Raw genomic sequence first — 25,974 nt, forward strand, 5'->3', positions numbered from 1 at the left:
CCATGGTCTGTTTTCGAGGCGCGTTGCGATGATTGTCAAACCGTTGCTGTTGATTCCGGGCCTGAGCCTTGCACTTTTACTGTCGGCCTGCGCCGGTCCCATGCCCGCGCAGGACCCGAGCGAGGCCTGGATTGGCCTCAAGGAAGAGGGCACCGGCGACCTGATGGCCGAGCGTGTGGATGGCCAAAACACCCGTGACGGGCGTTTTTTTGAGGTGACACCGGGCGCCCACCGACTGGACGTCACGTTGTACGAAGGGGCCAGCGGTGATCAAAATCAGGTCGATTGCCAGGGTAACGTCAGCTACCAGGGCTTCAAGCCCGGCGGCCATTATCAACTGATCGAATCGAGCCTGGGCGCGCAGATCAGTGCCCGGCTGGTCGACGGGCAGGGCAAGGAAGTGGCCCACACGGCGGACTTTACCTGTCTGCCCGGTTAGCCTGAGGCCCCGGTGCCGGGCGCGCTAAAACGAGCGCACGATTTTGCCGAGGGTTTCCATGGCTTTTTCACAGGCTTCATCCCACGGGCTGCCGTAGTTGAGGCGGATGCAATTGCGAAATCGCTGGGTTGCCGAGAAGATCGGCCCCGGCGCGATGCTGATGCCTTGGGCCAGCGCCATCTGAAACAGCTTGAGCGAGTCCATCTGTTCGGGCAGCTCCAGCCACAGGAAGTACCCCCCCGTGGGCTGGCTGACACGGGTTTGCGCCGGGAAGTAACGGCCGATCGCGGCCAGCATGGCGCTTTGCTGTTCTTCCAGCGCGTACCGCAATTTACGCAGGTGACGGTCGTAACCGCCGTGTTGCAGGTAGTCAGCGATGGCCGCCTGCGCGGGCATTGACGCGCACAGCGAGGTCATCAGTTTCAGGCGTTCGACTTTTTGTGCGTAGCGACCCGCCGCCACCCAGCCGATCCGGTAGCCCGGCGCCAGGCTTTTGGCAAACGAGCCGCAATGCATCACCAGGCCTTCGGTATCGAAGGCTTTGGCCGGTTTAGGGGCGTGTTGGCCGTAATACAGTTCGGCGTACACGTCATCTTCGATCAACGGCACCTGATGGGTACGCAACAGGTCGACCAGTGCCTGCTTCTTGGCGTCGGGCATGCTCGCGCCAATCGGGTTCTGGAAGGTGGTCATGCACCACACCGCCTTGATCGGGTGACGCTCCAGGGTGTGTGCCAGCACCCCAAGGTCAATGCCGTCGCGCGGGTGCACGGGGATTTCCACGGCCTTGAGCTTGAGTCGCTCCAGCACTTGCAGGCAGGCGTAAAACGCTGGCGCTTCAATGGCCACCAGATCACCGGGTTCGGTCACCGCTTGCAGGCACAGGTTCAAGGCTTCCAGCGCCCCGTTGGTGATCAGCAACTCCTCCATGGGCAGCATCAGCCCGCCCACCATGTAACGCAGGGCAATCTGGCGCCTGAGTTGCGGGTTGCCGGGGGACATGTCGGTGACCACCATGCGCGGGTCCATTTCGCGGCTGGCGGTGGCCATGGAACGGGCCAGGCGCTGCAACGGAAATAATGTCGGGCTCGGGAAGGCCGAGCCAAAGGGCACGGTGTGCGGGTCCTTGATTGAATCCAGCACTGAAAACACCAGCCCGCTGACGTCCACTTCCGTGGATTCGGTGACGTGGCTGCTGAACGCCGGTTCACAAAACGGGCTGGGTGTATGGGCATTGACGAAATACCCGGAGCGCGGCTTGGCCCGGATCAAACCGCGGCGCTCCAGCAGGTAATAGGCCTGAAACACCGTGGACGGGCTGACGCCGTAAGTCTGGCTGGCATAGCGCACGGAAGGCACCCGTTGGCCAGGGCCGAGCACCCCGGAGCGGATCAGTTCGGCAATGTCGTCGGCAAATTTTTCGTAACGTTTCATGTGGGCAAGGCTCGGTCCGGCGTTATTCAAAAAGTTTCAGCACCGACACTCTACCTGTCGCCGCCGCGCATCGCAGCGGCAACCGGGCCGGTGTGTGCTCGGCGGGTACGCCTCAGCGGTTGAGCGGCGCTACGAAACGGCTGTCAGCCACACCGCGCACGCTGGGCTGATCGGTGTCCGTGACCACGAACGTGATGGTCTGCGAGCTGCTGGTCGGGCGATCGGCCAGCAGGGCAACCGAGACCGGCAGGTCGGTGATTTCGCCGGGTGCCAGGGTCAACTCGGTTTTACCTTGCAACTGGTAACCCTCGCCGTCCTTGAGCGACACACGATAGTGCTGGGTATCCTGGGTTTTGTTGATGATTTTCAGGCTGTAGATGTTTTCGATCTGGCCCTGGCTGTTCTCACGGAACAAGCCGCGGTCTTTGATCACATCCAGTGACACCATGCTGCGTTGGTTCAACGCCACCACCAGAGCACCGATCATGACCACCAGCACCACCGCATAGCCAATCAGGCGCGGGCGCAGCAGGTGGGTCTTGCCACCCTGCAATTCGTGTTCGGAGGTGTAGCGCACCAGCCCGCGGGCATAGCCCATTTTGTCCATCACCGAATCACAGGCATCGATACAGGCCGCACAGCCGATGCATTCCATCTGCAAGCCGTCGCGAATGTCGATACCGGTCGGACACACCTGCACACACATGTGGCAATCGATGCAATCGCCCAGCCCGGCCTGTTTAGGGTCGGTCCCGCGTTTGCGCGGTCCACGGGATTCGCCACGGGCCACGTCATAAGAAATGGCCAGCGTGTCCTTGTCGAACATCACACTCTGGAACCGCGCATACGGGCACATGTGCATGCACACGGCTTCACGCAGCCATCCCGCGTTGATGTACGTGGCGCCGGTGAAGAACAGCACCCAGAACAGACTGACGCCAGCCATTTCCAGGGTCAGCAGTTCTGTGGCCAGCGGCCGAATGGGTGTGAAATAGCCGACAAACGTCAATGCCGTCATCACGCTGATCGCCAGCCACAACGCATGCTTGGCGGTACGGCGCGCGATTTTCGGGAGGCTCCAGGGCGCGGCCTTGAGTTTGATGCGTTGGTTGCGGTCGCCTTCGGTGACCTTTTCGCACCACATGAACAACCAGGTCCAGGTGCTTTGCGGGCAGGTGTAGCCACACCACACGCGTCCAGCAAACACCGTAATAGTGAACAAACCGAACGCGGCTATGATCAATAGCCCGGACAGCAAGATGAAGTCCTGAGGCCAGAAGGTGGCGCCAAAGATGTGGAACTTGCTTTCGGACAGGTCCCACAGGACGGCTTGACGCCCGTCCCAACTGAGCCAGACAGTGCCGAAGAACAGCAGAAACAGAAACCCTGCACCGATTAATCGAAGGGTACGGAACAGACCAGAAAAACTGCGGGTATGAATCGCGTTATCGCTGGATGCGTTTTTGGGTTTTGCGGCTCTGGGTCGAGAAGCCTCAAATGATTCAATAATCTGGACGGGAATATGTTCGCTCATGGTCTTCGCTCATCAGCCTCCATCAGGCCGGAGCACTATGCCGAGCGGACTGTTTGCATAACAGACTCAGCTATCTGTTTTAAAAGCGGATCAGATGGTTTTTTCGAGGTGCCTGCGACAACCGGCTGCACCCCGCTGAAGAGCAGTATTTATGGGGTGTCAGCTTGTAACCGAATGCGTCTTGGATGATGCTGATCGAGATCAAGGAAAATGCGACTCACCTGACAACAGAGCTCCAGAATTGAGTAGGGTGAGCCAGCGCTTATGTGTGTGTTGAGGAGTAAATGAATGTCAGCCGGGGCGTGGTTTGAACCAGGTTCAGAGTCAGATGGAATAAAAAGCGGCCTGGAGCTGCCGCAGATCGTGATCGAAAACACCGAGCCGGTTGTTGATTTCGGCCAGCAACCGGCCAAGGCCGTGGTCGGCCAGTTATTAAAAATCACCAGTCATGCGTATTGCCTGACGTCCGGACCGCTGGCAGTGATTGTGCGCTGGCGGCATGTCGACAGCAGTGACGGCGACAGCCTGCACCTGCATACCTTGGGCAATCGCGTGTGGTACGGCCAGATCCTGATCGATCAACCGGGGCCCCATGTGTTTTGCATCGACGCGTGGATCGACAGATATGGCGGGTTTTGTCTGGCGCTGGAAAAAGCGGTGCAGTCAGGCGAGCCGCCGCAATCACTGATCGATACCGGGCTAGCGCATATCGTGCAGGCGCTCGAGCGGTGTGATGAGCAGCGACAACACCCGTTACAGGCGCTGCACCACCATGTGAGGCGTTTGTCGCCGCCTGAGCAAATTGCCTGTTTGATGAATGAACGCACCAAAGCCTTGATGCGTGATGCCCAGCCGCGTACCTGCTTGACCCTCAGCCCTGAATACCCGCTGTACGTGGTGCGTTGACCGTAGCGGTGAGCACCGGGGTAACGGTGCTCGCCGTGGGGGCAAAAGGACGGTTCAGATCGGTGAATCCGGGCTGGTGGCGTGCCGCATGTTCCGTTGATCCACCGCGCCTGCGCCGACCAGGGTTTCTGCCTCTTGCTCGGTAATGTTGATGAGTACGTGGCCAACCCGTGCTTCTGATAGGCCTGAAGGGTTGTTGTTCATGACGATGATCTTGGGTAACGGCACCTGTAACTCACCTTCACTGCGTGAAAAGACGCAGATGCCGCGATTTCGATCGATGACAAAACTCATGGTGGCTCTCCTTAATCTGCCTCTTAAGCGGCGGGGTTGCCCTTGATGGGCGGCATCTCGCTGGGTGGGTCGCCCACCGGCTTTGGATCGGCCAGCGGTGGGTCCTGTTCAGGAGCCGGTGGCGGGTCAGAGGGCGGGATCACCGGATCGTCAATGTTCGGGTCCGGCGTGTGCGCAGGAATCGGAATACTCATCAGTAGGCCTCATGGCTGTTTTCAGCGGCGGATAAACGTCAGGTCTTCCTAGGGGTTGACCGGTGACCTGCACAAAACACTCCCGCCACACGACCAACGGAGCCTTTTAAAACAGTCTGAACTTTTAAAGCGGATGCTCCCTCCCAAGCTAGGGTCTGTTCCCGTTTCAGGGCAAGCCGCGTCGTTGGCTACCCGTGACATGCGACCCGAAGGGACGAACGCCCACGTAACGCAGGGCGGCGTTGCTCCAAGCGGATTGGGAACAGACCCCTAGATGCCCGGTGTCAATGCCGGAAAGTGCTTTGAAACGACACACGTTAGCGTCCATGGGCGTGAGGAGTGATGCTCGATGACTGCTGATTTCCAGGATTCAGATTCAACCGCTGTATTGCCTCTGTCCCATGCGCTGCTGCTGCCGCGCATTGCCATCGAAAGCACCTCCCCGGTGCTGGAAAACGGCCAGTTTGCCGTCAAGGCAACCCAAGGGCGGACGGTGGACGTCACCACCAAGGTCTTCACCGATGGCCATGATCAACTGGCCGTGATGCTGCATTGGCGCCGTGCCGAGCATCAAGAATGGTCCACCGCGGCCATGACGTTCGTGGGCAATGATGGCTGGGCGGGGCAGTTCGAGGTGCCGTTGCAGGGACGCTATGAGTTCTGCATCGAAGCCTGGATCGATCGCTTTGCCAGTTTTTGCCATGAGCTGGAGAAAAAACACCAGGCCGGGGTGCCGGTGAGCCTTGAGCTGCAAGAAGGCCGCGTGCTGGTGCAACACGCCATTGAGCGCACCCAGGGTGAGCTTCAGGCGCAGTTGCAGACGCTGTTGATTCAACTGGCCGGTTTGCTCGAAACCGAACAGGTGGCGCTGTTTCTCCATGAAAGCAGTGCTCACCTCATGGCACAGGCGCAATATCACGCCTACGTCAGCCTCAGTCCTCACTACCCGGTCGAGGTGGAGCGCCCGCTCGCGGAGTTCGCCAGTTGGTACGAGCTGTTCCCGCGTTCGATGACCCACGATCCCGCAAGGCACGGCACCTTTAATGACGTGATTGAGCGGCTGCCGATGATTCACGACATGGGCTTTGACGTGCTGTATTTTCCGCCGATTCACCCCATCGGCCGCCGTCATCGCAAGGGGCCCAATAACACCCTGCAAGCCGGGCCGGACGATCCCGGCAGCCCGTATGCCATCGGCAGCGAAGAAGGCGGGCACGAGGCGATTCACCCGCAGTTGGGCACCCGCGACGATTTTCGCCGTCTGGTGCAGGCCGCCGCTTCCCACGGGCTGGAGATCGCGCTGGATTTCGCCATCCAGTGCTCCCAGGACCACCCCTGGCTGACCCAGCATCCCGGCTGGTTCAACTGGCGCCCGGACGGCACGATCCGCTATGCGGAAAACCCGCCGAAAAAATACCAGGACATCGTCAACGTCGATTTCTACGCGCCGGATGCGATTCCTTCGCTGTGGCTGGCCCTGCGCGACATCGTGCTGGGCTGGGTGCAAGAAGGGGTCAAGCTGTTCCGCGTGGACAACCCTCACACCAAACCACTGCCGTTCTGGCAATGGCTGATTGCCGAGGTGCGTAGCGCGCACCCCGAGGTGATCTTTCTGGCCGAAGCCTTCACCACCCCGGCGATGATGGCGCGACTGGGCAAAGTGGGGTACTCCCAGAGCTACACCTATTTCACCTGGCGCAACACCAAGGCCGAGCTGACCCAGTACTTCACCGAGCTCAACCAAAGCCCGTTGCGCGAGTGCTTTCGGCCCAACTTCTTCGTCAACACCCCGGACATCAACCCGCGCTTTCTTCAGGAGTCGGGGCGTGCGGGGTTCTTGATCCGCGCCGCGCTCGCCACCATGGGCTCGGGGTTATGGGGCATGTATTCGGGGTTTGAGCTGTGCGAGTCCGCCGCCTTGCCGGGACGGGAGGAATACCTGGATTCCGAGAAGTACCAGATCCGCCCCCGTGACTTCACCGCGCCCGACAACATCGTGGCCGAGATTGCCCAGCTCAATCGCATCCGCCGACAAAACCCGGCCTTGCACACGCATCTGGGCGTGACGTTCTACAACGCCTGGAACGACAACATTCTGTATTTCGGCAAGCGCAGCGCCGATGGCAGCAACTGGGTGCTGGTGGCCATCAATCTGGACCCGCATCACGTGCAAGAGGCCCATTTTGAATTGCCCTTGTGGGAAATGGGCTTGCCCGACGATGCCGCCACCCGCGGCGAAGACTTGATGAGCGGCCATCGCTGGACCTGGTATGGCAAAACCCAATGGACGCGGCTTGATCCAGCGGTCCAGCCCTTCGGCATCTGGCGCATCAAACCTCTTTAACCGAGCCTTGAGCCGCTGCCCGGGCGGCCTCGCGCGTGCGAATCAGCAGGTATTACCCATGGCAAAGAACGTCGCAACCGCAAGTTTTATCAACGACCCGCTCTGGTACAAGGACGCGGTGATTTATCAAGTGCACGTGAAATCGTTTTTCGACTCCAACAATGACGGAATCGGCGATTTTCCGGGCCTGATCAGCAAACTCGATTACATTGCGGAGCTGGGGGTCAACACCCTGTGGCTGCTGCCGTTCTACCCATCGCCACGGCGTGACGATGGCTACGACATCGCCGATTATCGCGGCGTCCACCCGGATTACGGCACCCTGGCCGATGTGAAGCGTTTCATCGCTGAAGCCCACAAGCGTGGGCTGCGGGTCATTACCGAGCTGGTGATCAACCACACCTCTGACCAACACCCCTGGTTTCAAAAGGCGCGGCACGCCAAACCCGGCTCCAAGGCCCGGGATTATTACGTGTGGTCCGACACCGACGAAAAGTACGACGGCACGCGCATCATCTTTCTCGACACCGAAAGCTCAAACTGGACGTGGGACCCGGTCGCGGGCCAATACTATTGGCACCGTTTCTACTCCCACCAACCCGACCTTAACTTCGACAACCCGCAGGTCATGAAAGAAGTGCTGGCGGTGATGCGCTACTGGCTGGACATGGGCATCGATGGCCTGCGCCTGGATGCCATTCCGTACTTGATCGAACGCGACGGCACCAACAATGAAAACCTGCCCGAAACCCATCAGATTCTGAAACAGATCCGCGCCGAAATTGATGCGCACTACCCGGATCGCATGCTGCTGGCCGAGGCCAACCAATGGCCCGAGGACACCCAGCAGTACTTCGGTGACACCGACGGCATCAATGGCGACGAATGCCACATGGCGTTCCATTTCCCCTTGATGCCGCGCATGTACATGGCGCTGGCGCAGGAAGACCGCTTTCCGATCACCGACATCCTGCGCCAGACCCCGGAAATCCCCGCCAATTGCCAGTGGGCGATCTTTTTGCGCAACCACGATGAGCTGACGCTCGAAATGGTCACCGACAAAGAACGCGATTACCTGTGGAATTACTACGCTGCGGACCGTCGTGCGCGGATCAACCTGGGCATCAGGCGGCGCCTGGCACCCTTGATGGAACGCGACCGTCGGCGCATTGAGCTGCTCAACAGCCTGTTGCTGTCCATGCCCGGCACGCCCACCTTGTATTACGGCGATGAAATCGGTATGGGCGACAACATCTATCTGGGCGACCGCGACGGCGTGCGCACCCCCATGCAGTGGTCGATTGACCGCAATGGCGGGTTTTCGCGCGCCAACCCGGCCAGCCTGGTGCTGCCGCCGATCATGGACCCGTTGTACGGCTATCAATCCGTCAACGTCGAGGCCCAGTCCGGCGACCCGCACTCGTTGCTCAACTGGACTCGCCGGTTGCTGGCCGTGCGCAAGCAACAGCAAGCCTTCGGCCGCGGCAGCCTGAAAATGCTGTCACCGAGCAACCGCAGGGTGCTGGCCTACATTCGCGAATACACCGACAGCCAGGGTAAGAACGAAACCATCCTCTGCGTGGCCAACGTGTCACGCAGCGCCCAGGCGGTTGAGCTGGACCTCAGCGAGTACGGCGGCCGGGTGCCGGTGGAAATGCTCGGTGGTAATGCGTTCCCGCCGATTGGCCAGTTGCACTTCATGCTGACGCTGGCGCCATATGGCTTCTATTGGTTCCTGCTGGCGCCGGAAAGCCAAATGCCGGGCTGGCACGCCGAGCCGGTACAAAGCCTGCCGGAGCTGGTCACGCTGGTGATCAAAAAACGCATTGAAGAAGTGCTCGAAGCGCCGACCCGCACCACCCTGGAGCGCGTCACCCTGCCTGCCTGGCTGCCCAAGCAGCGCTGGTACGGGCAAAAAGGCGCGCCTATCGAGCACGTGGAATGGGTGTACGGCACACGCCTGGGGCAGGCCGACACGCCGATGTTGCTGACCGAAGTGCGGGTGACCGCGGGCGGTCAGCCGCGTCGCTACCAACTGCCGCTCGGGGTCGTGGGTGAAGATCAGCCCGTCAGCGCCCTGGCTCAGCAATTGGTCCTGTGCCGCGCCCGACGGGTGCGTCAGGTCGGGTTCATTACCGATGCGTTCAGCCTTGAACCGTTTGTGCGCACGGTGTTGAGCCACCTACACGCCGGTACGGTGCTGGACAGTGACGCAGGTCAGATCCGGTTCACCCCGACCGCGCAGTGGGCTGAACAGGATCTGGATGAAAACAGCGAGATTCGTTACCTGTCGGCCGAGCAGTCCAACAGCTCGGTGGTGGTCGGCGGCACCCTGGTGCTCAAACTCATTCGTCAGCTCAGCACCGGCGTGCACCCGGAGCTGGAAATGGGCGCTTACCTCACGGCGGCGGGCTACCCGAATATTTCTCCGTTGCTCGGTGCCGTGGAGCGCCATGACGCCGACGGCGAAAGCACCTTGCTGATGATCGCCCAAGGCTATCTGAGCAATCAGGGCGATGCGTGGACCTGGACCCAAAACAATCTGGAGCGCGCCATACGTGACGAACTGGCGGATGCCATGTCCGAACACGATCAGCACTACAACGCCCTCGGCGAGCTGGCCGACTTTGCGGCCGTGCTGGGCCGCCGGCTGGGCGAAATGCATCAGGTGCTGGCCAGCGCGACCGACAACCCGGATTTCACGCCGCAGACCACCGGCGCGAAAGAGGCACGCCATTGGGCCACGGCCATCAGTCGGCAGGTCCACGCGGCGTTGCAGCAACTCGACGCTCACCTGTCGCAGTTGTCCGCCGAGGATCAGACGCAGGTCAAGCACTGGCTCAAACATGAGCGCGAGATCGGCGCTTACATCACCTCCTTGGCCGATCACACCCTCGGCGGTCCCCTGATTCGCGTGCATGGCGACTTGCACTTGGGGCAGGTGCTGGTGGTGCAGGGCGATGCGTATTTCATCGACTTTGAAGGTGAACCGGCGCGGCCCTTGCAAGAAAGACGCAGCCGTCACAGCCCGTACAAAGACCTCAGCGGGCTGCTGCGTTCGTTCGACTACGCCGCCGCCATGGCGGTGGCACAGGTGCAACAGGCGGACCATTCGCCCGAAGCCGACCTGGCCCGCCAGCGCGTGGTCGAGCGTTACCTTGAGCAAGCGCGCGGTGCCTTGACGCAGGCGTATTCCCACGCAACAGCTAATCTGGCTTCAGGCTGGAAGGTGGAGGGTGGCCCGCAGGCTGCACTGACCCTCTTCAGCCTGGAAAAGGCGGCCTATGAAGTGATCTATGAAGCGGCCAACCGGCCTGCCTGGCTACAGGTTCCACTGCGCGGGCTGAGCGCCTTGCTCAGTCAGGTGCCAGGCATGTCCAAGCCTTTGAACGGAGAGAAACAATGAGTGCTGGCAAGGATCTGGGTAAGGCACGTGGTGGTTTATTGCCCACTCGGCAAGACATTGAGGCGTTGATTAACGCCGAGCACCGCGATCCTTTTTCGGTGTTGGGCCCCCATGCGGACGGGCTAGGCGGGTATTACATTCGGGCGTTTTTACCGCAGGCGTTGAGCGTCAATGTGGTCGACCGCGAGACAGGCGACGTGCTGGGGCCGTTGTCGTGCCCTGACGTGCCGGGGTTGTTCGTCGGCCAGTTCGCCGAGCCGCGTGCGTACGCATTGCGTATCCAGTGGGCCGGGGGCGAGCAAACCAGCGAAGACCCCTACAGCTTCGGCCCGCTGTTGGGCGAGATGGACCTGTACCTGTTTGCCGAAGGCAATCACCGCGACCTCAGTCATTGCCTGGGCGCTCAGGTGATGAGCGTCGACGGCGTCCCCGGCGTGCGCTTTGCCGTGTGGGCGCCCAATGCCCGGCGCGTGTCGGTGGTGGGCGATTTCAATATCTGGGATGGCCGCCGCCACCCGATGCGCCTGCGCCATCCGAGCGGGGTGTGGGAAATTTTTATCCCGCGTTTACAGGCGGGTGAAGCCTACAAATACGAAATTCTGGGTGAACACGGGATTTTGCCGCTCAAGGCCGACCCCATGGCCCTTGCCACGCAACGGCCGCCGCAGACCGCGTCCAAAGTCGCCTCGCCGCTGGCGGTGGACTGGCAGGACCAGGACTGGATGCAGGCCCGTGGCCAGTTGCAACGCCCCGACGCGCCGTTGTCGATCTACGAACTGCACGTCGGGTCGTGGCAGTGCGAAGTGGACGAGGTGGGCGAAGTGGCCCGCCAATACACCTGGCACGAATTGGCGCAGCGGCTTATCCCTTACGTGCGTGAGATGGGCTTCACCCACATCGAGCTGATGCCGATCATGGAACACCCGTTCGGCGGCTCGTGGGGCTATCAGCCGCTGTCGCAATTCGCTCCGAGTGCGCGGTATGGCTCGCCGGATGACTTCGGCGCGTTTGTGAATGCCTGTCACGTGGCGGGTATCGGCGTGATTCTGGACTGGGTGCCGGCGCATTTCCCCAATGACGAGCACGGTCTGGCCCAGTTTGATGGCACGGCGCTGTACGAATACGCCAACCCGCTCGAAGGCTTCCACAAAGACTGGAACACCCTGATCTACAACCTGGGGCGCACCGAAGTTCACGGTTTTATGCTGGCGTCCGCGCTGCACTGGCTCAAAGACTTCCACATCGACGGGCTGCGGGTGGATGCAGTGGCCTCCATGCTGTACCGCGATTATTCGCGTCAACCCGGTGAGTGGATCCCGAACCGGCATGGCGGGCGGGAGAACCTGGAAGCCATCGACTTTTTGCGCCACCTCAACGACGTGGTGGCACTTGAAGCCCCCGGCGCGCTGATGATCGCTGAAGAGTCCACGGCCTGGCCGGGCGTCAGTCAGCGCACCGATGAAGGCGGGTTGGGGTTTTCCTACAAATGGAACATGGGCTGGATGCATGATTCGCTGCACTACATTCAGCAAGACCCGGTTTACCGCGCGCACCACCACAACGAGCTGAGCTTCGGGCTGGTGTATGCCTGGACCGAGCGCTTTATCCTGCCGATCTCCCACGACGAAGTGGTGCACGGCAAACACTCGTTGATCGACAAAATGCCCGGCGATCGCTGGCAGAAGTTTGCCAACTTACGGGCGTACCTGAGTTTCATGTGGACCCATCCGGGCAAAAAGCTGCTGTTCATGGGCTGTGAGTTTGGCCAGTGGCGCGAGTGGAACCACGATCAGCAACTGGACTGGTACTTGCTGCAATACCCCGAACACCAAGGCGTGCAGAAGCTGGTGGGTGACTTGAACCGCCTGTACCGCGATTGCCCGGCCCTGCACGATCAGGACGACGTGGCGCAGGGCTTTCAATGGCTGATCGGCGATGACGCCACCAACAGCGTGTATGCGTGGTTGCGCTGGAGCAAAGATGGCCAGCCGCTGTTGGTGGTGGCCAACTTCACCCCCGTGCCGCGTCAGGGATACCGGATTGGCGTGCCGTTCGCGGGCACTTGGCAAGAAGTGCTCAACAGCGACGCCGATACTTACGCGGGCTCCAACTATGGCAATGGCGGAGGCGTGGGCACTGAGGCGCTGCCCAGCCATGGGCAAACCCATTCACTGGCCCTGAACCTGCCACCGCTGGGGGTGTTGATCCTTAAACCGCACTGACCGGTCACTGCCGGGGCACGCCCCGGCAGTGACTAGCGGCAGTGACTACAAATGCACATCGACCGACAACGGCAAATGGTCCGATAGGTGAGTCCAGGGTTTGCCGTCGAGGATTTGCGGGTTGCGGCTGCGGGCGTTGCGCAGGTAAATGCGGTCCAGCCTCAGCAGGGGCCAGCGCGCCGGGTAGGTTTTCGCCAGTTTGCCGTGGTGGCGCTCGAAGGCCTCATGCAGGTCGTCTCGCTGCCTGAGGGCGGCGTTGCCTTGCTGTTTCCAGTCGTTGAAGTCCCCGGCGATGATGACCGGGTCTTCGGGCGGCAAGGATTTGAGCAGTTGGTTGAGCAACACAATCTGTAACTGGCGATGACTTTCCAGCAAGCTCAAGTGCACGCAAATCGCGTGCACTTGGTCATGGCCGGGTACATCCAGTACGCAGTGCAGCAGGCCGCGGCGTTCCGGGCCGGTGATGGAGACGTCCAGATTGCGCCACGATTTGATCGGGTATTTGGACAGCACGGCATTGCCGTGGTGGCCGTCCGGGTAAACCGCATTGCGACCGTAGGCAAAATCGTTCCACATGCTGTCGGCCAAAAACTCGTACTGCGACATGGCAGGCCATTGGTCGTAGCGCGAGGCGTGTTTCTCATGCTCGCCGAGCACTTCCTGCAAAAACACCAGATCGGCCCCGGTGCTGCGCACGGCGTCGCGCAGTTCCGGCAGGATGAAACGTCGATTGAAGGCGGTAAACCCTTTGTGGGTGTTGACGGTCAGCACCTTCATGCGGTGCACGGCAGGCGCTGTCAGCGGAGCAGGGGGTTCAAGGTTGTTACCGGCTATATCGAGGGTCATGGTCTCTCCTGTGCGTGGGGTCACCTGGGTTCGACGCAGGCCGAGACAGACCGTTCAGGTGCGGCACTGCCTTTTTATAGCGCGTCGGGTCGCGACCCCGCTTGATGTTGGTCATGTTCGGCCACGCTAAGCAGCGACCTTAAGTAATCACCAAAGCCGCCTGCGGCGCGGCAGTCGAGCCGGGCGCTGGTGATGACTTGCGGGCGGTGGCTCCAGGCGATGGACGCGCCGCACGCCTCCAGCTGCTTGACCAGGTGCACGTCTTCGTGACACGCCAGCGGCTGGAATCCCCCGGCGCGCCGGTAGGCGTTGGCACTGAAGCCCAGGTTGGCGCCATGGATATGCCGATGGCCGTCCCGTGCTTCATAGGCCGCCTGGTAGCGGGCGCGGGCGGCCTCATCGATGGCGCTGCCCCAGTCTTCGACGGTCACCGTGCCGCACACCGCGTCTTTGCCCAACGCCAACTGCGCCACCAGCCAATCTTCTGCCACGCGGCTGTCGGCATCGGTACACGAGATCCAGCGTGCGCCGCGTTCCAACAGCCATTGCGCACCGGCGCCACGGGCGGCGCCCACGTTACGGGCATTAATCGCCAGCACGTCGACGTCGTATTGCGCCGCAATGTCGGCCGACAGGTCGTCGCAACTGTCGAGCACCACCAGCACGCGCACCGGTTCTGCCTTGAGCTGCGGATGACGGCTGGCGCTGAGCACGGCATGCAGGCAATGGGCAATCAGTGCCTGTTCGTTATGCGCGGGAATCAGCACGCCGATCATCGCAATCCCTCCAGGCTGGCTACAGACATAGGGTCGCGGCCCCACACTTCAAGGATGAAATCGTCTTCAACGTGCTGCGCCAGTCGCGGCCAGCCCAACGCGTTGTGGAGCAGGGCGTGCACCTCGTCACCGGTCAGCGCGCAGCCTTCGATGGCCGGTCGCCAATGACAGGCCAGCAGTTGGCCGTCGGGGGCCAGGCTGAGCAGCGCCAGTTCGATCAACTCTTCCAGCGCTTTAGGGTCCAGGTAATACGCCACTTCGCTGATGACGATCAGGTCGAAGCGGCGCTCGGGCCACTGTTCAGGCACGCGGCTTTTGCGCACTTCAACGTTGGGGCAGTCGCTCAGACGCTGGCGCGCCAGTTCCACGGCCTTGGTCGAGGTGTCGCACGCCAGCAGCCAGTCGGTACGCTGCGCCAGCCCGGCGCTTAACTCGCCATTGGCGCAGCCCACCTCAAAAATCGCCGGGTAATGCTGGCGCGGCAGGCTGGCCAGGGTGATGGCGCGTTTGCGTTGTTCATACCAACGCTCGCGAAAGGCCCACGGGTCATTGTTGTGGGCGTAGAGCTGATCAAAAAAAGCAGTCGAGACACTCATGGTTCATCCCTGTACAAAAACAACTTCATAGGGTTGCAGCAACCGTTCCAGCGCCAGTGCGCCGAGTACCGGCCCGGCACCGGTGCTCGGGTCTTCGTGGATCTGGCTGGTGAAGGCCTGTGCGGCATAGCGTTTGCGCGCCACCGCGTGGGCGCTGAGGTCGAGGCGTCGAGCCCGTTCCCACGGCACGCGCGGGTCGTCGTCATGCGCCCAGTGCCAGGTCCAGATCGGCAGTTCATGCACGCAGGCGCCCACGTTGGCCGCCGCTTGGCGGCTGGCGCGGCCGACGGCGTCGTGATCGCAGTGGCCATCGCGGCACCACGTGCTGAACACCACATCGTCGGGTTTAAGGTGCTGTTCGATAAAGGCGGTGAGCAACGCTTCATCGGCCGCCACCTGGCTGTCAGCAAAACCGCCCCGGACCCAGTGCAGTTCAGTCACCGGCAGGCCCAGGCGGGTCAAGGCTTCTTCCGATTCGAGGGCGCGTTGGTACGCCAAATCGCACGCGGGCCATAAGCTGGAGCCGGGATGGCTGGCGGTGCCATCCGTGACCGAGATCAGCAACAGCGGGAGGTTGAGGGTGTTGATCAGTTGCAGCAGGCCGCCGGTGCCCAACACTTCGTCGTCCGGGTGCGGGGCGACGATGACCGCCCGCGAGCCTTGCGGCACCAGTTCGGTCACCTCCACCGACGGCAAATTGGCCAGCCGTTGAGAGTCGCGCCAGTGTTGCAGCGGTGTGCCGCTGCCCACAATCAGGTTTTCTTTCATAGGGGCCAGTGCCTCCGAGGCGTTTGCGCGGCCCATTCGCCCAAGGCTTCCAGGTCGCGTTCAGCATGACTTTGGCGCAGGTAAACCGGCAGGTCAGCGCTCAGGCGGGCAAAGTGCGGGTCTTTGCAAAACGGCCCGGCCCCCAGTGCGCGGCCGACGTGGCGAAGCACCTGTTCGGCAACGTCTTCGACCTGCGCCCGGGTTTGGCGGGCCAGTGCCTGACAGTCGGCGGTGGGCGCTTCGTCCAGCTGCCCTGCGCACACGATAAGGGTGTTGCGTGCCCCGAACAGCGCCGCCTGCACCGCGCCCAAATGCGCCAGTGCATGGGGTTCGGCGCGTTGGGCAGCGTGTTGTTGCAGGGACTCGCCCAGCCGGTACGCCGCGCCATACCAGCACGCGGCAATGCCGATGGCGCCCTGCCAAAAGCCGGGGCGACGCAAATAGTCGCCGGGTTGGCCCACGCGGGTGCAGGGCACCTGCTCAAACAGAATGTCGACACTGGCCGTCGCCGCCATGCCCACGGCTTCCCAGCCTTCACTGGAAACGCTGACCCCCGGCTGTTGCATGTCGACCGCCACCAGTTGCTGGCCGCCTTGTTCATCCCAGACCGTGAGCAACCCGTGGCTGACCACGCCCGCCCCCGAGCACCAGGCTTTACGCCCGCTGATCCGCCAGTGGCCGTTGACCTCGCGCAGGTGCACGCGGGCGTTGGGCGGCTCGGCGGCCCACAGGCCCCACGTGCTGCCGGGAGGCACCGGCCGGGCGCCCAGTTCACGCAGCGTGGCCAGTGCATCGGTGTGGCCTTCGTACACTTTGCACAGCCCCAGGTCATGCCCGGCCACCAGCGCCAGTTGCTGCCAGCGTTGCAGGGTCAATCCGCTGCCGGGCAGGGGCAATTGATCCAGCCCGGCCTCGACCATGTGCCGCAAGCACTGCCCCAGTGCCTGCGGGGTGTTCAGGGGCGAGGCACAATCTTCGAGAAAATCATGCAGATTCATGGTCAGCCCGCGTCCTTGAGATGCTCCAGTTCGAACAGCGCCACCGAACGGCCGTTAACGCCGTACGTGCTGCCGAACGCCAGGGTGTGCGGGCTCTTGAAGTCCGGGTCGAAGGTGTCGAACTTGCAGATCCAGCCTGTGCCTTCGGGCACGTGGGGCAAGATGAAGTCCACGCCGTCGTGCTGGGCGTTGAACGCGATCAGCAACGTGGCGTCGGCGCCTGAGCGCTGGACCCCGGACACCTGCGCCCGGCCGTCGAGCAGCATGCCGAAACTGCGGCTTTGCGGGTCTTCCCACTGTTCGATGGACATTTCATTGCCATCCGGGGCCAGCCACGTGACGTCCTTGACCCCCAGCTCCTCGTTGTAATGCCCCACCAGAAAGCGGCCACGGCGCAGGATCGGGTAGCTGTTGCGCAATTTGATCAGGCGCTTGACGAACTTGAGCAGCGACTTGCCGTCCTCGTCCAGGTCCCAGTTGATCCAGCCGATTTCGCTGTCCTGACAGTAGGCGTTGTTATTGCCGTGCTGGGTCCGGGCGAATTCATCCCCGGCGACGATCATCGGTGTGCCTTGGGCCAGCAGCAGGGTGGCAAAGAAGTTGCGCATCTGGCGCAGGCGCAGGGCATTGATTTCGGGGTCGTCGGTAGGCCCTTCGACGCCGTGGTTCCATGACAGGTTGTTGTTGCTGCCGTCCTGGTTGTTTTCGTCGTTGGCTTCATTGTGCTTGTCGTTGTAGGACACCAGGTCGTGCAACGTGAAGCCATCGTGGGCGGTGATGAAGTTGACCGAGGAATAAGGCCGCCGTCCGCGCTGGTTGTACAGCTCGCCGGAGGCGGTCATGCGTGCCGCGAAGTCGGCCAGTTGCCCGTCGTCGCCTTTCCAGAAGGCCCGCACAGTGTCGCGAAAGCGGTCGTTCCACTCGGCCCAGCCCGGCGGGAAGCCCCCGACCTGGTAGCCGCCGGGGCCGCAGTCCCAGGGTTCTGCGATCATTTTCACTTGCCGCAGCAATGGGTCCTGACGGCAGGCCACGAGGAAACTGTGCCGCTCGTTAAAACCGTCGTGGTAGCGGCCCAGAATCGTGGCCAGGTCAAAGCGGAACCCGTCGACATGCATCTCATGGGCCCAATAGCGCAGCGAGTCGGTGACCATTTGCAGCACGCACGGGTGGCTCAGGTCCAGCGTGTTGCCGGTGCCGGAATCGTTGATGTAGTAGCGCTTGTCGTCTGGCATCAGGCGGTAGTACGACGCGTTGTCGATGCCGCGCATGGACAGGGTCGGGCCTTGCTCGTTGCCCTCGGCGGTGTGGTTGTAGACCACGTCCAGAATCACCTCGAGCCCGGCCTCGTGCAGGTGCGCGACCATTTCCTTGAATTCGGCAATCTTGCCGCTGGCCAGGTAGCGCGGGTCGGGGGCGAAGAACGCCAGGCTGTTGTAGCCCCAGTAGTTGGTCATGCCCTTTTGCAGCAGGTGCTGGTCGTTGACGAACGCATGCACCGGCAGCAGCTCGACGCTGGTGACCCCGAGTTTGCGAATGTGCTCGATCACCTCGTCTACCATCAACCCGGCAAAGGTGCCGCGCACGGCGTCCGGCACGTCGGGGTGGCGCATGCTGATGCCGCGCACGTGGGTTTCATAAAAGATGGTTTTGTCCCACGGCACGATCAGGCGGTGGTCGTGGCCCCAGGTATGGGCCGGGTCGATGACCTTGCATTTGGGCACGAACGGCGCGCTGTCGCGTTCATCGAAGCTCAAATCGCCGTCCGGGTGGCCGATGGTGTAGCCGAACAGGGCTTCGGACCACTTGAGTTCGCCCACCAGTTGTTTGGCGTAGGGGTCGATCAGCAATTTGTTGTGGTTGAAGCGATGGCCGTTTTGCGGGTCATACGGGCCGTAGACCCGGTAGCCGTAGATTTGGCCGGGGTGCGCATCGGGCAAATACCCGTGGTAGGTCTCGTCGGTGTACTCCGGCAGTTCGATGCGTTCGAGTTCCACTTCACCGGTTTCATCAAACAGGCACAGCTCGACCTTGGTGGCGTTGGCCGAAAAAATCGCGAAGTTAACACCTAGCCCGTCCCATGTGGCGCCGAGCGGGAAGGGCAGGCCCTCCCTGAGGCGTGAGGGTTCAACGTCCGGTGTAACGGGTGGGGCTGACTTGCGCTTGGTCATAGTGACTCCTGGCTGTATCGAGGGCTTCACAAACGGCAGGCAAAGCGCGGCCGTCAGGCATTACGGTCCTGTTAAAAACGGGGTGCGGTGCGGTGCGTCAGGGCGTGACGCACCGGGCAGTCAAGACGCGGGCTTGCGCGGTGCGCGCGGTTTTTTCGCCGCGGGCTCTTTAGCGGCCGGTTTCACGCTGGCGGCCGGGGCTGCCTTGGGTTTGGCTTTGCTGGAGGCGGCTTTTTTAGGGGCCAGCGCTTCGGCCTGGGCCAGCGTGTGGGCCATTTCCCAGTGACGTGCTTCCTGACCTTCGGGTTTGCCTTCGGATTCCCAGATCTGGTAGGCAAATTCACGAATGCGTTTGTCGTCGTTATTCATCGCAAAGCTCCTGGAATCAAGTGGTGATCATGAGGTTGACGGGGAACGAACCGAGAGCGTCGCTGACCCTTATCGCCTTATTGTTAGTGACTACGGGGTGCGCAAAAAATCCATTTAATTTGTGCTCAGTTCCGTCGAACGGTAATTCGAGGCGGGTATCTGCCCATTCACGTGGATTAATCAACGGCAAAGGGTTGTTTTGCAGCAGTGGGGCACTCAAACGGGGGACCACCACCACGGCCCATTGACCTTGCCACTCACGCGCAAACGCCAGCACCCGATCGGCATGGGGGCCGGTCACGTGCAACGGCTGATAACGCCCGCGTGCGAACAACATCGGGTGTTCAGCGCGCATGGCCAGGGTGCGGGCGATTACGGCCTGTTTGATCGCACCGCTGCGCCAGTCATCGAGCAGCGCAGGCGCAGGCGCGTGGATGTCCAGCTGTTGCTGGCGCAGGGCGAAGTCCACGGGGCGGCGGTTGTCGGGGTCGACCAGGCTGAAGTCCCAGAACTCGGTGCCTTGATAGAGGTCCGGCACGCCCGGCGTGGTCAGTTTGAGCACGCATTGCGCCAGGCTGTTCAGGGCGCCAGCCGGAGCCAACTGTTCACTGAAGGCATGAATCTCGGCGCGCAGGGCGGCGCCTTGGGGATGTAATAGCAGCTGTTCAATGAAGGCCTGAACCGCTTGCTCGTAAGCCTCGTTGGGCGCGGCCCATTGGGTGTCGAGTTTGGCCTCGCGCAGGGCCTTGAGCTGCCATTGCCACACCCGTTCGTTGTAGTGCGCCAAGCCGTGCGGGTCATCGGGTGATAGCGTCAGTGGCCAGGTCGACAGCAGAATCTGGTAGAGCAGCAACTCATCGCCCGCCGATGGCCCTTCGCGGTGGCTGCGCAGGGCGCGGGCCATCGGGCGCCAGCGTGCAATGCACCGCGCGTAGTCGGCGCTCTTTTCGCTGATCACCGCCAGCCGTGCGCGGCAGTCTTCGCCGCGCTTGTGGTCGTGGGTGGCCGTGGCCAACAGAGTGTCGGGAAAATGCAACAGGCGCTCGGCACAGGTCTGGTGAAAGACCTGCGCCGGGGCGCTGAAGCGTTCGGCATCAAAGCCCACATCGTTACGCGAGAGCAGCGCCCCATAGCGGTAGAACGCGGTGTCTTCCACCGCCTTGGCAGCGGTGGGTGAGGTGAGTTGTTGAAAACGCACGCAGGCGCGCTTGAGCAATTTGCGCGAGCGCCCGTAAGGCCGGGTGCGCCAGTTATCGCCCCCCAACCAGCGTTGCAAGGACTCCAGCACCGGCCAGTCGGCTTCGCTCAGGTCATTGCGGGCGCCCTCCATGGCGCGGCGAAACACCTCGTCATCGGCCGCACTGCGCCCGGCGGCGTTGATGTAGGTGCGGTACACGCTGAAATGCACCACCAGCGCTTGCAACGCACGGGTAATGGCGCCCAGCGTCAGGTCGCGGGTCATCAGGTCGTCACGGGCCACATCACGCAGGGCCAGGGCGACGCGGTCGCAATCGCCCGCCAGCGAACCGTTGAGGATCTGTTGTCGGGCCAGCAGCGCCTGCTCGCGGAAGTCGCCGGGGCGTTCGCTGTGCTCGGCCCAAAGGCTGGCCAGCGGCGCGGCGCCTGCGGGGTCGTGTTGTAACAGCGAGACCTGGTCCATGAACTCGTAGCCGGTGGTGCCGTCAACCTGCCAGTCATCGGGCAGGGATTCTTCGGCCCCCAGGATTTTTTCGACATAGATCGGCACGTGGCGGTCGGGTGCGAGGGCATCCACGCGGCGTCTTAACTTGCGGCAGTAGCCACGGGGATCGGCCAGACCGTCCACGTGGTCGATGCGCAAACCGTCCACCAGCCCGTCGCGGATCAGGTCGAAGATCTTCTGATGGGTGGCTTCAAACACGCGGGGCCGCTCGACCCGCAGCCCGGCCAGTTCGTTGACATCGAAAAACCGCCGCCAGTTGATGTCGTCGGCAGCCGTGCGCCAACTGGCCAGCCGATAAGACTGACGTTCGAGCAGGGCATGCAGGCGTTCCAGGCCGCTGGGGTGGCGCGCATCGAAACACGTCAGTTGCTGTTCAATGGCGGCCAGCACCTCAGGTCGGGCACTGAGCGCGGCCAGCTCCGCATGCAGCGGCGCCGAGTGCTCCCGTGGGTGGGGCAGCGGATGCAGCGCGGTAAATCGTTCGCCAAGAAATTGCAGGTCGGGCTGGCCGCTGATGTGCAGCAAGAAGCCATAATCCAGCGGGCAAATCGGGAAGTGGTGATGACCGTGCTCGGTGTAGAAGCGGCCCAACTGCGCGTCGTAACGCAAGGGCAGTTCCCCGGCATTTAACGTGGCGCCGTAGTCGTTACCCAAAAAGGGCAGCAGCAATTGCCCTTCGAGCAAGGGGTCGGGGGAATGCCACTGGATGTCGAAAAACTCCGCGTAGGGGCTGGCGCGGCCCCAGGCCAGCAGGTCCAGCCACCACGGGTTGTCAGCACCGCCCACCGCCATGTGGTTGGACACCACATCGAGGATCAGCCCCATGTCATGGGCGCGCAGCTCGGCCACCAGGCGCCGCAGCGCAGCTTCACCACCGAGCGCGGGGCTTACGCGGGTCGGATCGACCACGTCGTAGCCGTGCATCGACCCGTCCCGCGCCGTCAGCAACGGCGAAGCGTAGAGGTGGCTGATGCCCATGCGCGCAAAGTACGGCACCTGCAGGCGCGCATCGTCCAGGGTGAAACCTGTGTGAAATTGCAGACGCTGGGTGGCGCGCAGAATCGGTGTGCTCAGTGTGTGCATTCATCACGCTCCTGCGCCTGCAGGCGCGCACAGGCCAGCAGCTCAAGGCGGCGGGCGACCTGGGGAAGGTCGAGCAAGGCAGCACACTCGACCGGCAGGCGTCGTCGCCAGTTGGGGTGAGTGCCCACGGTGCCCGGCAGGTTGGCTTGCTCCAGCACGCCCAGCGCATCCTCGACAGGCAGCAACACCAGAGGCGCATGGGTGTGGCCCAAAAAGCGCGCGCTGGCGTTGAGCACCTGATCGGCGCCGGTGGCTTCTTCCTGAAAATTCTGCGGATCGAGGCTCAGCGCGTGATGCAGACCGTTGCGCTCGTGGGCACGGTTGTCGCGCCAATGGTCTTCGGTGTCGGCGTCCACCAGCCCCAGTTGTGCGTTCCAGTCGATGTCCCGTTCATGCCACCAGCCATTGAGGGTCGGCAGATCATGGGTGCTGGTGGTGGCCAGTGCCGTGTCCGGCCATTCCAGCACTGGCCTGAAGCGGGCGCCGTAATCTTGTTCAAACAACAGGATGCGCATGCCGAGGATGGCGCGTTCGCTGAGCTTGTCGCGCAAGCCTTCAGGCACCGTGCCCAAGTCTTCACCGAGGACAATCGCGCGATGGCGCAATGACTCCAGGGCCAGCAGGCGCAGCAGGTCTTCAACCGGGTAATACAAATAGGCACCGTCAGCCGGGGTTGCTCCCAGGGGAATCACCCACAGCCGTTGCAAGCCCATGACGTGGTCGATGCGCAGGCCACCCGCGTGGGCAAAGTTGGCCCGCAGCATTTCGATGAACGCACGAAAGCCGTTGCGCTTGAGGCCGTCCGGTGAGAATGCCGAAATGCCCCAGCCCTGACCTTGGCGGTTAAGCAGGTCGGGCGGTGCGCCCACGGTGAGTTGCGACAGCAGTTCGTCCTGTCGGCACCAGGCCTGACTGCCGGCGCCATCTGCCCCGACGGCCAGGTCAGCGATCAGGCCCACGGCCATGCCGCTGTCGCGCGCCGCTTTGTGGGCCTTGGCCAGGCAGCGTGCGACCAGCCATTGGCAAAACGCGTAAAAGCCGATGTCATGGCGGTGTTCTTCAGCAAACAGCAACAGGGCAGGGCTGTTGGGGTCGCGCCACTGTTCGGGCCACTCGCGCCAGTCCTGGCTCAGTTGCTCGCTGCGCCGCTGAACCTGCAAGGCTTCGAAGCGGCAGTGGTTTTCCAGTGATTCGCCGCCGCTGTCGCAAAAGGCGTTGAAATCCTCTCGCAGCGGCTGCTCGCCCACCACGAAGTCTTCGTAGAGTGCGCGCAGCAAGGTTTGCCGGGCACGGGTGGCGGCGGGCCAGTCGATCAGCGGCAGGTGTTCCAGGCGCTGCCATTCTTCGCGCAGGCCGCTGTCATCAATGGCCTGCTGTACCACGCTGTCGCCCAGCACGCTGGCCGGGGCGGCATAGAGATAGTTGAGGAACAAACGGCTGGAGGGTGAATACGGGCTGTAGCGGTCGGGGTCGCAACTGAACATGGCGTGCATCGGGCTGATGGCCAGTGCATCGGCCCCCCGTTCTCCGGCGGCCTTGGCGAAGGTTTCCAGCGCCTGGGTGTCGCCCAGTCCACCGTCGCCCGGTCTTACAAGGCTGTATAGCTGCGTGCTTAAGCCCCAAGTGCGCGGCGTATCGCTGTCCGTCGCATCTGCGATGCTGTAACAGCGTGCGGGGGCGACGGCCAGCGTGAAGTGTTGTTCCCCGATTTGCGCCCGGTGATAGCCCACCGGGATCATGCCCGGCAGGTAGGCGTCGGCGTCCAGCTCAATGTCCAGCGAGCCGCCGGTTTCGAGGTGAACCACGCATTGGCTGTGCGGGTGAAAGTAGCGGGTCAGGTCCAGGCTGCGGCCCACGTCGGCGGTCAGCAGGGGCGGCAGGCGCTTGTTTTGCTGTTCCAGTTGCAGGTTGAGCAGGCTTGTTTCGATGGCTTCGTCGCTGTCGGCGGGCAAGCCCAACCCGGCGAGCACCGCCCGCAGCACAGGGGGTGAAACCCGCTGCGGGGTGCCGTTGGCATCTACCCAGTCCACGGCCAGTCCGGCACGGCTCGCCAGTATTTCCAGTTGCGCGTCACTCATGGGCGCTCTCCATCAAGGGCGAAAGGGTCGGTGGCGGCACCAGGCTGACTAGCGCGCTGTAAGGCACCAGCCGCTGATGCTGTTGCACGTCGAGGGTCATATCGGGTGGGGTCTGGAACAGGACCGGTTGGGCAAGTGGCGCCACAAAAGGCACGCTCTGCCCGCTCAGGTTCACGGTGATGTGCAGCACACTGGCATCGCCCAGACGCCAACTGGCGGTGACGGCGCCTTCGGCCAGCACTTTGCTGCCCAAGGCCTGCGAACCTTCAAGGCGCGGCACGATCTGTTGCTGGCGCAGTGCTAGCAGGTGCTGGTACAGCGTGAGCATCTCGCGGCGCGGACCACGCTCCGGCACCCGAAAATCCGGGCGCGAGCGGGCAAAGGTTTCAGGGGCGTTCGGGTCGGCCACGGTCGAATGCGCGTCAGGCGAGGCGAAGGTGCTGAACTCGGCAAATTCCTTGCGTCGGCCTTCACGCACAGCGTCGGCCAGTTCGCCGGTGTAATCGGTGAAAAACAGAAACGGTTCGGGCGCCGCGCTTTCATCCCCCATAAAGAACAAGGGGATCATCGGCGACAACAGCAGCAAGGCGGTGGCAGCCCGCAAGGCCTGGGGTGCACACAAATGGTGCAAACGCTCGCCCGCTGCACGATTACCGATCTGATCGTGGTTCTGCAAGAACAGCACAAACGCGCTGGGCGGCAGATGACCGCTGGGTTCACCGCGCGCCACCCCGTGTCGGTTGTCTTCGCCCTGGAACACAAAACCCTGGCTCAGGCAGCGCGCCAGTTTTTGCGTGGGGTTGTCGGCGAACTCCGCGTAATAGGCGTCTGTTTCGCCGGTCAGCAACACATGCAAGGTGTTATGGCCGTCATCATTCCATTGCGCGTCAAAGGATTTTTCCAGCAGGCCCGCCTGATTGAACTCGTTTTCCAGGGTCAGCCACACATGGCGGTCCGGCGCGGTGTGGCGCCGTACCTGATGGGCTAACTGATGCAAGAACGCCGGGTCGTCAATGGCGTGTACGGCATCCAGGCGCAAACCGTCGAAGCGGTACTCCAACAACCACATCAAGGCATTGTCGATGAAGAAGTCGCGCACCGGCGGGCGTTGGTAATCGATCGCGGCGCCCCACGGGGTGTGGCTGTCTTTACGAAAAAAGGGGCTGGCATAGCGCGACAGGTAATTACCTTCCGGCCCGAAGTGGTTGTAGACCACGTCCAGCATCACCATCAACCCCAGGCCATGGGCGTCGTCAATCAATTGCTTGAGGGCTTGCGGCGAGCCGTGGCTGTCGTGGGGCGCATACAGCAGGGCACCGTCATAGCCCCAGTTGCGTTGGCCCTGACATTGGGCCAGCGGCATCAACTCGATGGCGGTCACCCCCATCTCAGCCAGCCGGGGCAGGTGCCGGGCCACATTGGCATAGCCGCCCATGGCGCCGACGTGAACCTCATAAATCACCGCTTCCTGCCATGGGCGGCCTTTCCAGTGAGGATGGCGCCAGTGATAGTCCCGGGGGTCGACCACCACGCTCCAGCCTGCCAGCCCGCCGTCCTGCGCCCGTGACGCCGGATCGGGCACCTCGAGTTCGCCATCAATATTGAAGCGATAACGGGCGCCGGCCGGGCACGGGATTTCCAGTGCAAACCAGCCATCGGCTTGCGGAATGAGGGGCAGGGAGCGTCCGTCGCGCAGCTCCAGGCTCACGTAAAAGGCATCGGGCGCCCACAAAGTGAAGCGCGTGTGATGCGCGTCCAGTCGCTGAGCACCATGGGAGCCGTGTTCCACGGTTTTTAAAGGCATCGGTACACGCCTC

Annotated in this window: 19 protein-coding genes; 5 read left to right on the top strand and 14 right to left on the bottom strand. The window is 62.4% G+C overall.

The window, feature by feature from the left end; translation table 11 throughout:
• Positions 1–28: 28 nt before the first annotated feature.
• Positions 29–439 (top strand): hypothetical protein, encoded by a 411-nt coding sequence (locus BKD70_RS21460; protein WP_047274912.1) that lies wholly within the window; start codon positions 29–31, stop codon positions 437–439.
• A 24-nt stretch (positions 440–463) separates the two neighbouring features.
• On the opposite strand, the gene mapR is transcribed toward BKD70_RS21460, so the two are convergent.
• Entirely contained in the window at positions 464–1,873 is a 1,410-nt protein-coding gene (gene mapR, locus BKD70_RS21465; protein ID WP_047274910.1) for a GntR family transcriptional regulator MpaR, read from the bottom strand.
• A gap of 112 nt (positions 1,874–1,985) precedes the next feature.
• A complete protein-coding gene (gene ccoG / locus BKD70_RS21470) occupies positions 1,986–3,407 on the bottom strand; it encodes a cytochrome c oxidase accessory protein CcoG (protein WP_047274907.1) in 1,422 nt (473 codons plus the stop codon).
• A 288-nt stretch (positions 3,408–3,695) separates the two neighbouring features.
• Between ccoG and BKD70_RS21475 the strand changes: the two genes are divergently transcribed.
• Positions 3,696–4,313, top strand: coding sequence for a maltotransferase domain-containing protein (locus tag BKD70_RS21475; protein WP_047274905.1), 618 nt, complete (start codon positions 3,696–3,698; stop codon positions 4,311–4,313).
• A 54-nt stretch (positions 4,314–4,367) separates the two neighbouring features.
• Here the strand turns inward: BKD70_RS21475 and BKD70_RS21480 are convergent, their stop codons facing one another.
• Both BKD70_RS21480 and BKD70_RS25120 read right to left on the bottom strand, forming a co-directional pair.
• The gene (locus BKD70_RS21480) at positions 4,368–4,607 is read right to left on the bottom strand and encodes a DUF3203 family protein (protein WP_047274902.1); all 240 of its coding nucleotides are present in this window, start codon (positions 4,605–4,607) and stop codon (positions 4,368–4,370) included.
• Between the two features lie 23 nt (positions 4,608–4,630).
• On the bottom strand, positions 4,631–4,801 hold the full coding sequence (locus BKD70_RS25120) for a hypothetical protein (RefSeq protein ID WP_162841628.1): 171 nt from the start codon (positions 4,799–4,801) through the stop codon (positions 4,631–4,633).
• Between the two features lie 349 nt (positions 4,802–5,150).
• Between BKD70_RS25120 and BKD70_RS21485 the strand changes: the two genes are divergently transcribed.
• The 3 genes from BKD70_RS21485 to glgB are packed head-to-tail and all read left to right on the top strand — an operon-like array spanning position 5,151 to position 12,773.
• Complete coding sequence (locus BKD70_RS21485) at positions 5,151–7,145, top strand: alpha-1,4-glucan--maltose-1-phosphate maltosyltransferase (RefSeq protein ID WP_047274900.1); 1,995 nt, start codon at positions 5,151–5,153, stop codon at positions 7,143–7,145.
• Positions 7,146–7,203: 58 nt separating this feature from the next.
• Entirely contained in the window at positions 7,204–10,551 is a 3,348-nt protein-coding gene (gene treS, locus BKD70_RS21490; protein WP_047274898.1) for a maltose alpha-D-glucosyltransferase, read from the top strand.
• On the top strand, positions 10,548–12,773 hold the full coding sequence (gene glgB, locus BKD70_RS21495) for a 1,4-alpha-glucan branching protein GlgB (RefSeq protein ID WP_047274896.1): 2,226 nt from the start codon (positions 10,548–10,550) through the stop codon (positions 12,771–12,773). Before treS ends, glgB begins: the two co-directional genes overlap by 4 nt.
• A 45-nt stretch (positions 12,774–12,818) precedes the next feature.
• Here glgB and BKD70_RS21500 read toward each other — a convergent pair whose 3' ends face one another.
• The 10 genes from BKD70_RS21500 to treZ all read right to left on the bottom strand — a co-directional run bounded on the left by BKD70_RS21500 (position 12,819) and on the right by treZ (position 25,961).
• Complete coding sequence (locus tag BKD70_RS21500; RefSeq protein ID WP_047274894.1) at positions 12,819–13,619, bottom strand: endonuclease/exonuclease/phosphatase family protein; 801 nt, start codon at positions 13,617–13,619, stop codon at positions 12,819–12,821.
• Between the two features lie 74 nt (positions 13,620–13,693).
• Positions 13,694–14,395 carry a glycosyltransferase family 2 protein gene (locus BKD70_RS21505; protein ID WP_047274892.1) on the bottom strand — a complete coding sequence of 234 codons (702 nt, stop codon included), beginning with the start codon at positions 14,393–14,395 and terminating at the stop codon, positions 13,694–13,696.
• Positions 14,392–14,991: a class I SAM-dependent methyltransferase gene (locus BKD70_RS21510; protein WP_047274890.1), complete on the bottom strand. Its 600-nt coding sequence runs from the start codon at positions 14,989–14,991 to the stop codon at positions 14,392–14,394. Before BKD70_RS21510 ends, BKD70_RS21505 begins: the two co-directional genes overlap by 4 nt.
• Positions 14,992–14,994: 3 nt before the next feature.
• A complete protein-coding gene (locus tag BKD70_RS21515) occupies positions 14,995–15,759 on the bottom strand; it encodes a PIG-L deacetylase family protein (RefSeq protein ID WP_047274979.1) in 765 nt (254 codons plus the stop codon).
• Positions 15,756–16,757, bottom strand: coding sequence for an acyl-CoA dehydrogenase family protein (locus BKD70_RS21520; protein WP_047274888.1), 1,002 nt, complete (start codon positions 16,755–16,757; stop codon positions 15,756–15,758). Before BKD70_RS21520 ends, BKD70_RS21515 begins: the two co-directional genes overlap by 4 nt.
• Positions 16,758–16,759: 2 nt before the next feature.
• Positions 16,760–18,925, bottom strand: a complete 2,166-nt coding sequence (gene glgX, locus BKD70_RS21525) for a glycogen debranching protein GlgX (protein WP_047274886.1) — start codon at positions 18,923–18,925, stop codon at positions 16,760–16,762.
• A 120-nt stretch (positions 18,926–19,045) separates the two neighbouring features.
• The gene (locus tag BKD70_RS21530) at positions 19,046–19,294 is read right to left on the bottom strand and encodes a DUF2934 domain-containing protein (RefSeq protein WP_047274883.1); all 249 of its coding nucleotides are present in this window, start codon (positions 19,292–19,294) and stop codon (positions 19,046–19,048) included.
• 16 nt (positions 19,295–19,310) lie between these two features.
• Positions 19,311–22,079 (bottom strand): malto-oligosyltrehalose synthase, encoded by a 2,769-nt coding sequence (locus BKD70_RS21535; protein ID WP_047274882.1) that lies wholly within the window; start codon positions 22,077–22,079, stop codon positions 19,311–19,313.
• Positions 22,067–24,157, bottom strand: coding sequence for a 4-alpha-glucanotransferase (gene malQ / locus BKD70_RS21540; RefSeq protein WP_047274881.1), 2,091 nt, complete (start codon positions 24,155–24,157; stop codon positions 22,067–22,069). Before malQ ends, BKD70_RS21535 begins: the two co-directional genes overlap by 13 nt.
• Positions 24,150–25,961, bottom strand: a complete 1,812-nt coding sequence (gene treZ / locus BKD70_RS21545; protein WP_047274880.1) for a malto-oligosyltrehalose trehalohydrolase — start codon at positions 25,959–25,961, stop codon at positions 24,150–24,152. Before treZ ends, malQ begins: the two co-directional genes overlap by 8 nt.
• Between the last annotated feature and the right edge of the window lie 13 nt (positions 25,962–25,974).

The organism is Pseudomonas sp. BS-2016 (assembly GCF_001806145.1).
Lineage (GTDB): Bacteria > Pseudomonadota > Gammaproteobacteria > Pseudomonadales > Pseudomonadaceae > Aquipseudomonas > Aquipseudomonas lundensis.

Excerpts from the sequence above, each read along its gene's own strand:
- BKD70_RS25120 (WP_162841628.1), bottom strand. The coding sequence starts at position 4,801 with ATGAGTATTCCGATTCCTGCGCACACGCCGGACCCGAACATTGACGAT.
- glgX (WP_047274886.1), bottom strand. The coding sequence starts at position 18,925 with ATGACCAAGCGCAAGTCAGCCCCACCCGTTACACCGGACGTTGAACCC.
- treZ (WP_047274880.1), bottom strand. The coding sequence starts at position 25,961 with ATGCCTTTAAAAACCGTGGAACACGGCTCCCATGGTGCTCAGCGACTG.
- mapR (WP_047274910.1), bottom strand. The coding sequence starts at position 1,873 with ATGAAACGTTACGAAAAATTTGCCGACGACATTGCCGAACTGATCCGC.
- ccoG (WP_047274907.1), bottom strand. The coding sequence starts at position 3,407 with ATGAGCGAACATATTCCCGTCCAGATTATTGAATCATTTGAGGCTTCT.
- BKD70_RS21475 (WP_047274905.1), top strand. The coding sequence starts at position 3,696 with ATGTCAGCCGGGGCGTGGTTTGAACCAGGTTCAGAGTCAGATGGAATA.
- BKD70_RS21530 (WP_047274883.1), bottom strand. The coding sequence starts at position 19,294 with ATGAATAACGACGACAAACGCATTCGTGAATTTGCCTACCAGATCTGG.
- BKD70_RS21535 (WP_047274882.1), bottom strand. The coding sequence starts at position 22,079 with ATGCACACACTGAGCACACCGATTCTGCGCGCCACCCAGCGTCTGCAA.
- BKD70_RS21520 (WP_047274888.1), bottom strand. The coding sequence starts at position 16,757 with ATGAATCTGCATGATTTTCTCGAAGATTGTGCCTCGCCCCTGAACACC.
- BKD70_RS21500 (WP_047274894.1), bottom strand. The coding sequence starts at position 13,619 with ATGACCCTCGATATAGCCGGTAACAACCTTGAACCCCCTGCTCCGCTG.
- BKD70_RS21510 (WP_047274890.1), bottom strand. The coding sequence starts at position 14,991 with ATGAGTGTCTCGACTGCTTTTTTTGATCAGCTCTACGCCCACAACAAT.
- BKD70_RS21460 (WP_047274912.1), top strand. The coding sequence starts at position 29 with ATGATTGTCAAACCGTTGCTGTTGATTCCGGGCCTGAGCCTTGCACTT.
- BKD70_RS21480 (WP_047274902.1), bottom strand. The coding sequence starts at position 4,607 with ATGAGTTTTGTCATCGATCGAAATCGCGGCATCTGCGTCTTTTCACGC.
- glgB (WP_047274896.1), top strand. The coding sequence starts at position 10,548 with ATGAGTGCTGGCAAGGATCTGGGTAAGGCACGTGGTGGTTTATTGCCC.
- BKD70_RS21515 (WP_047274979.1), bottom strand. The coding sequence starts at position 15,759 with ATGAAAGAAAACCTGATTGTGGGCAGCGGCACACCGCTGCAACACTGG.
- treS (WP_047274898.1), top strand. The coding sequence starts at position 7,204 with ATGGCAAAGAACGTCGCAACCGCAAGTTTTATCAACGACCCGCTCTGG.
- BKD70_RS21485 (WP_047274900.1), top strand. The coding sequence starts at position 5,151 with ATGACTGCTGATTTCCAGGATTCAGATTCAACCGCTGTATTGCCTCTG.
- malQ (WP_047274881.1), bottom strand. The coding sequence starts at position 24,157 with ATGAGTGACGCGCAACTGGAAATACTGGCGAGCCGTGCCGGACTGGCC.
- BKD70_RS21505 (WP_047274892.1), bottom strand. The coding sequence starts at position 14,395 with ATGATCGGCGTGCTGATTCCCGCGCATAACGAACAGGCACTGATTGCC.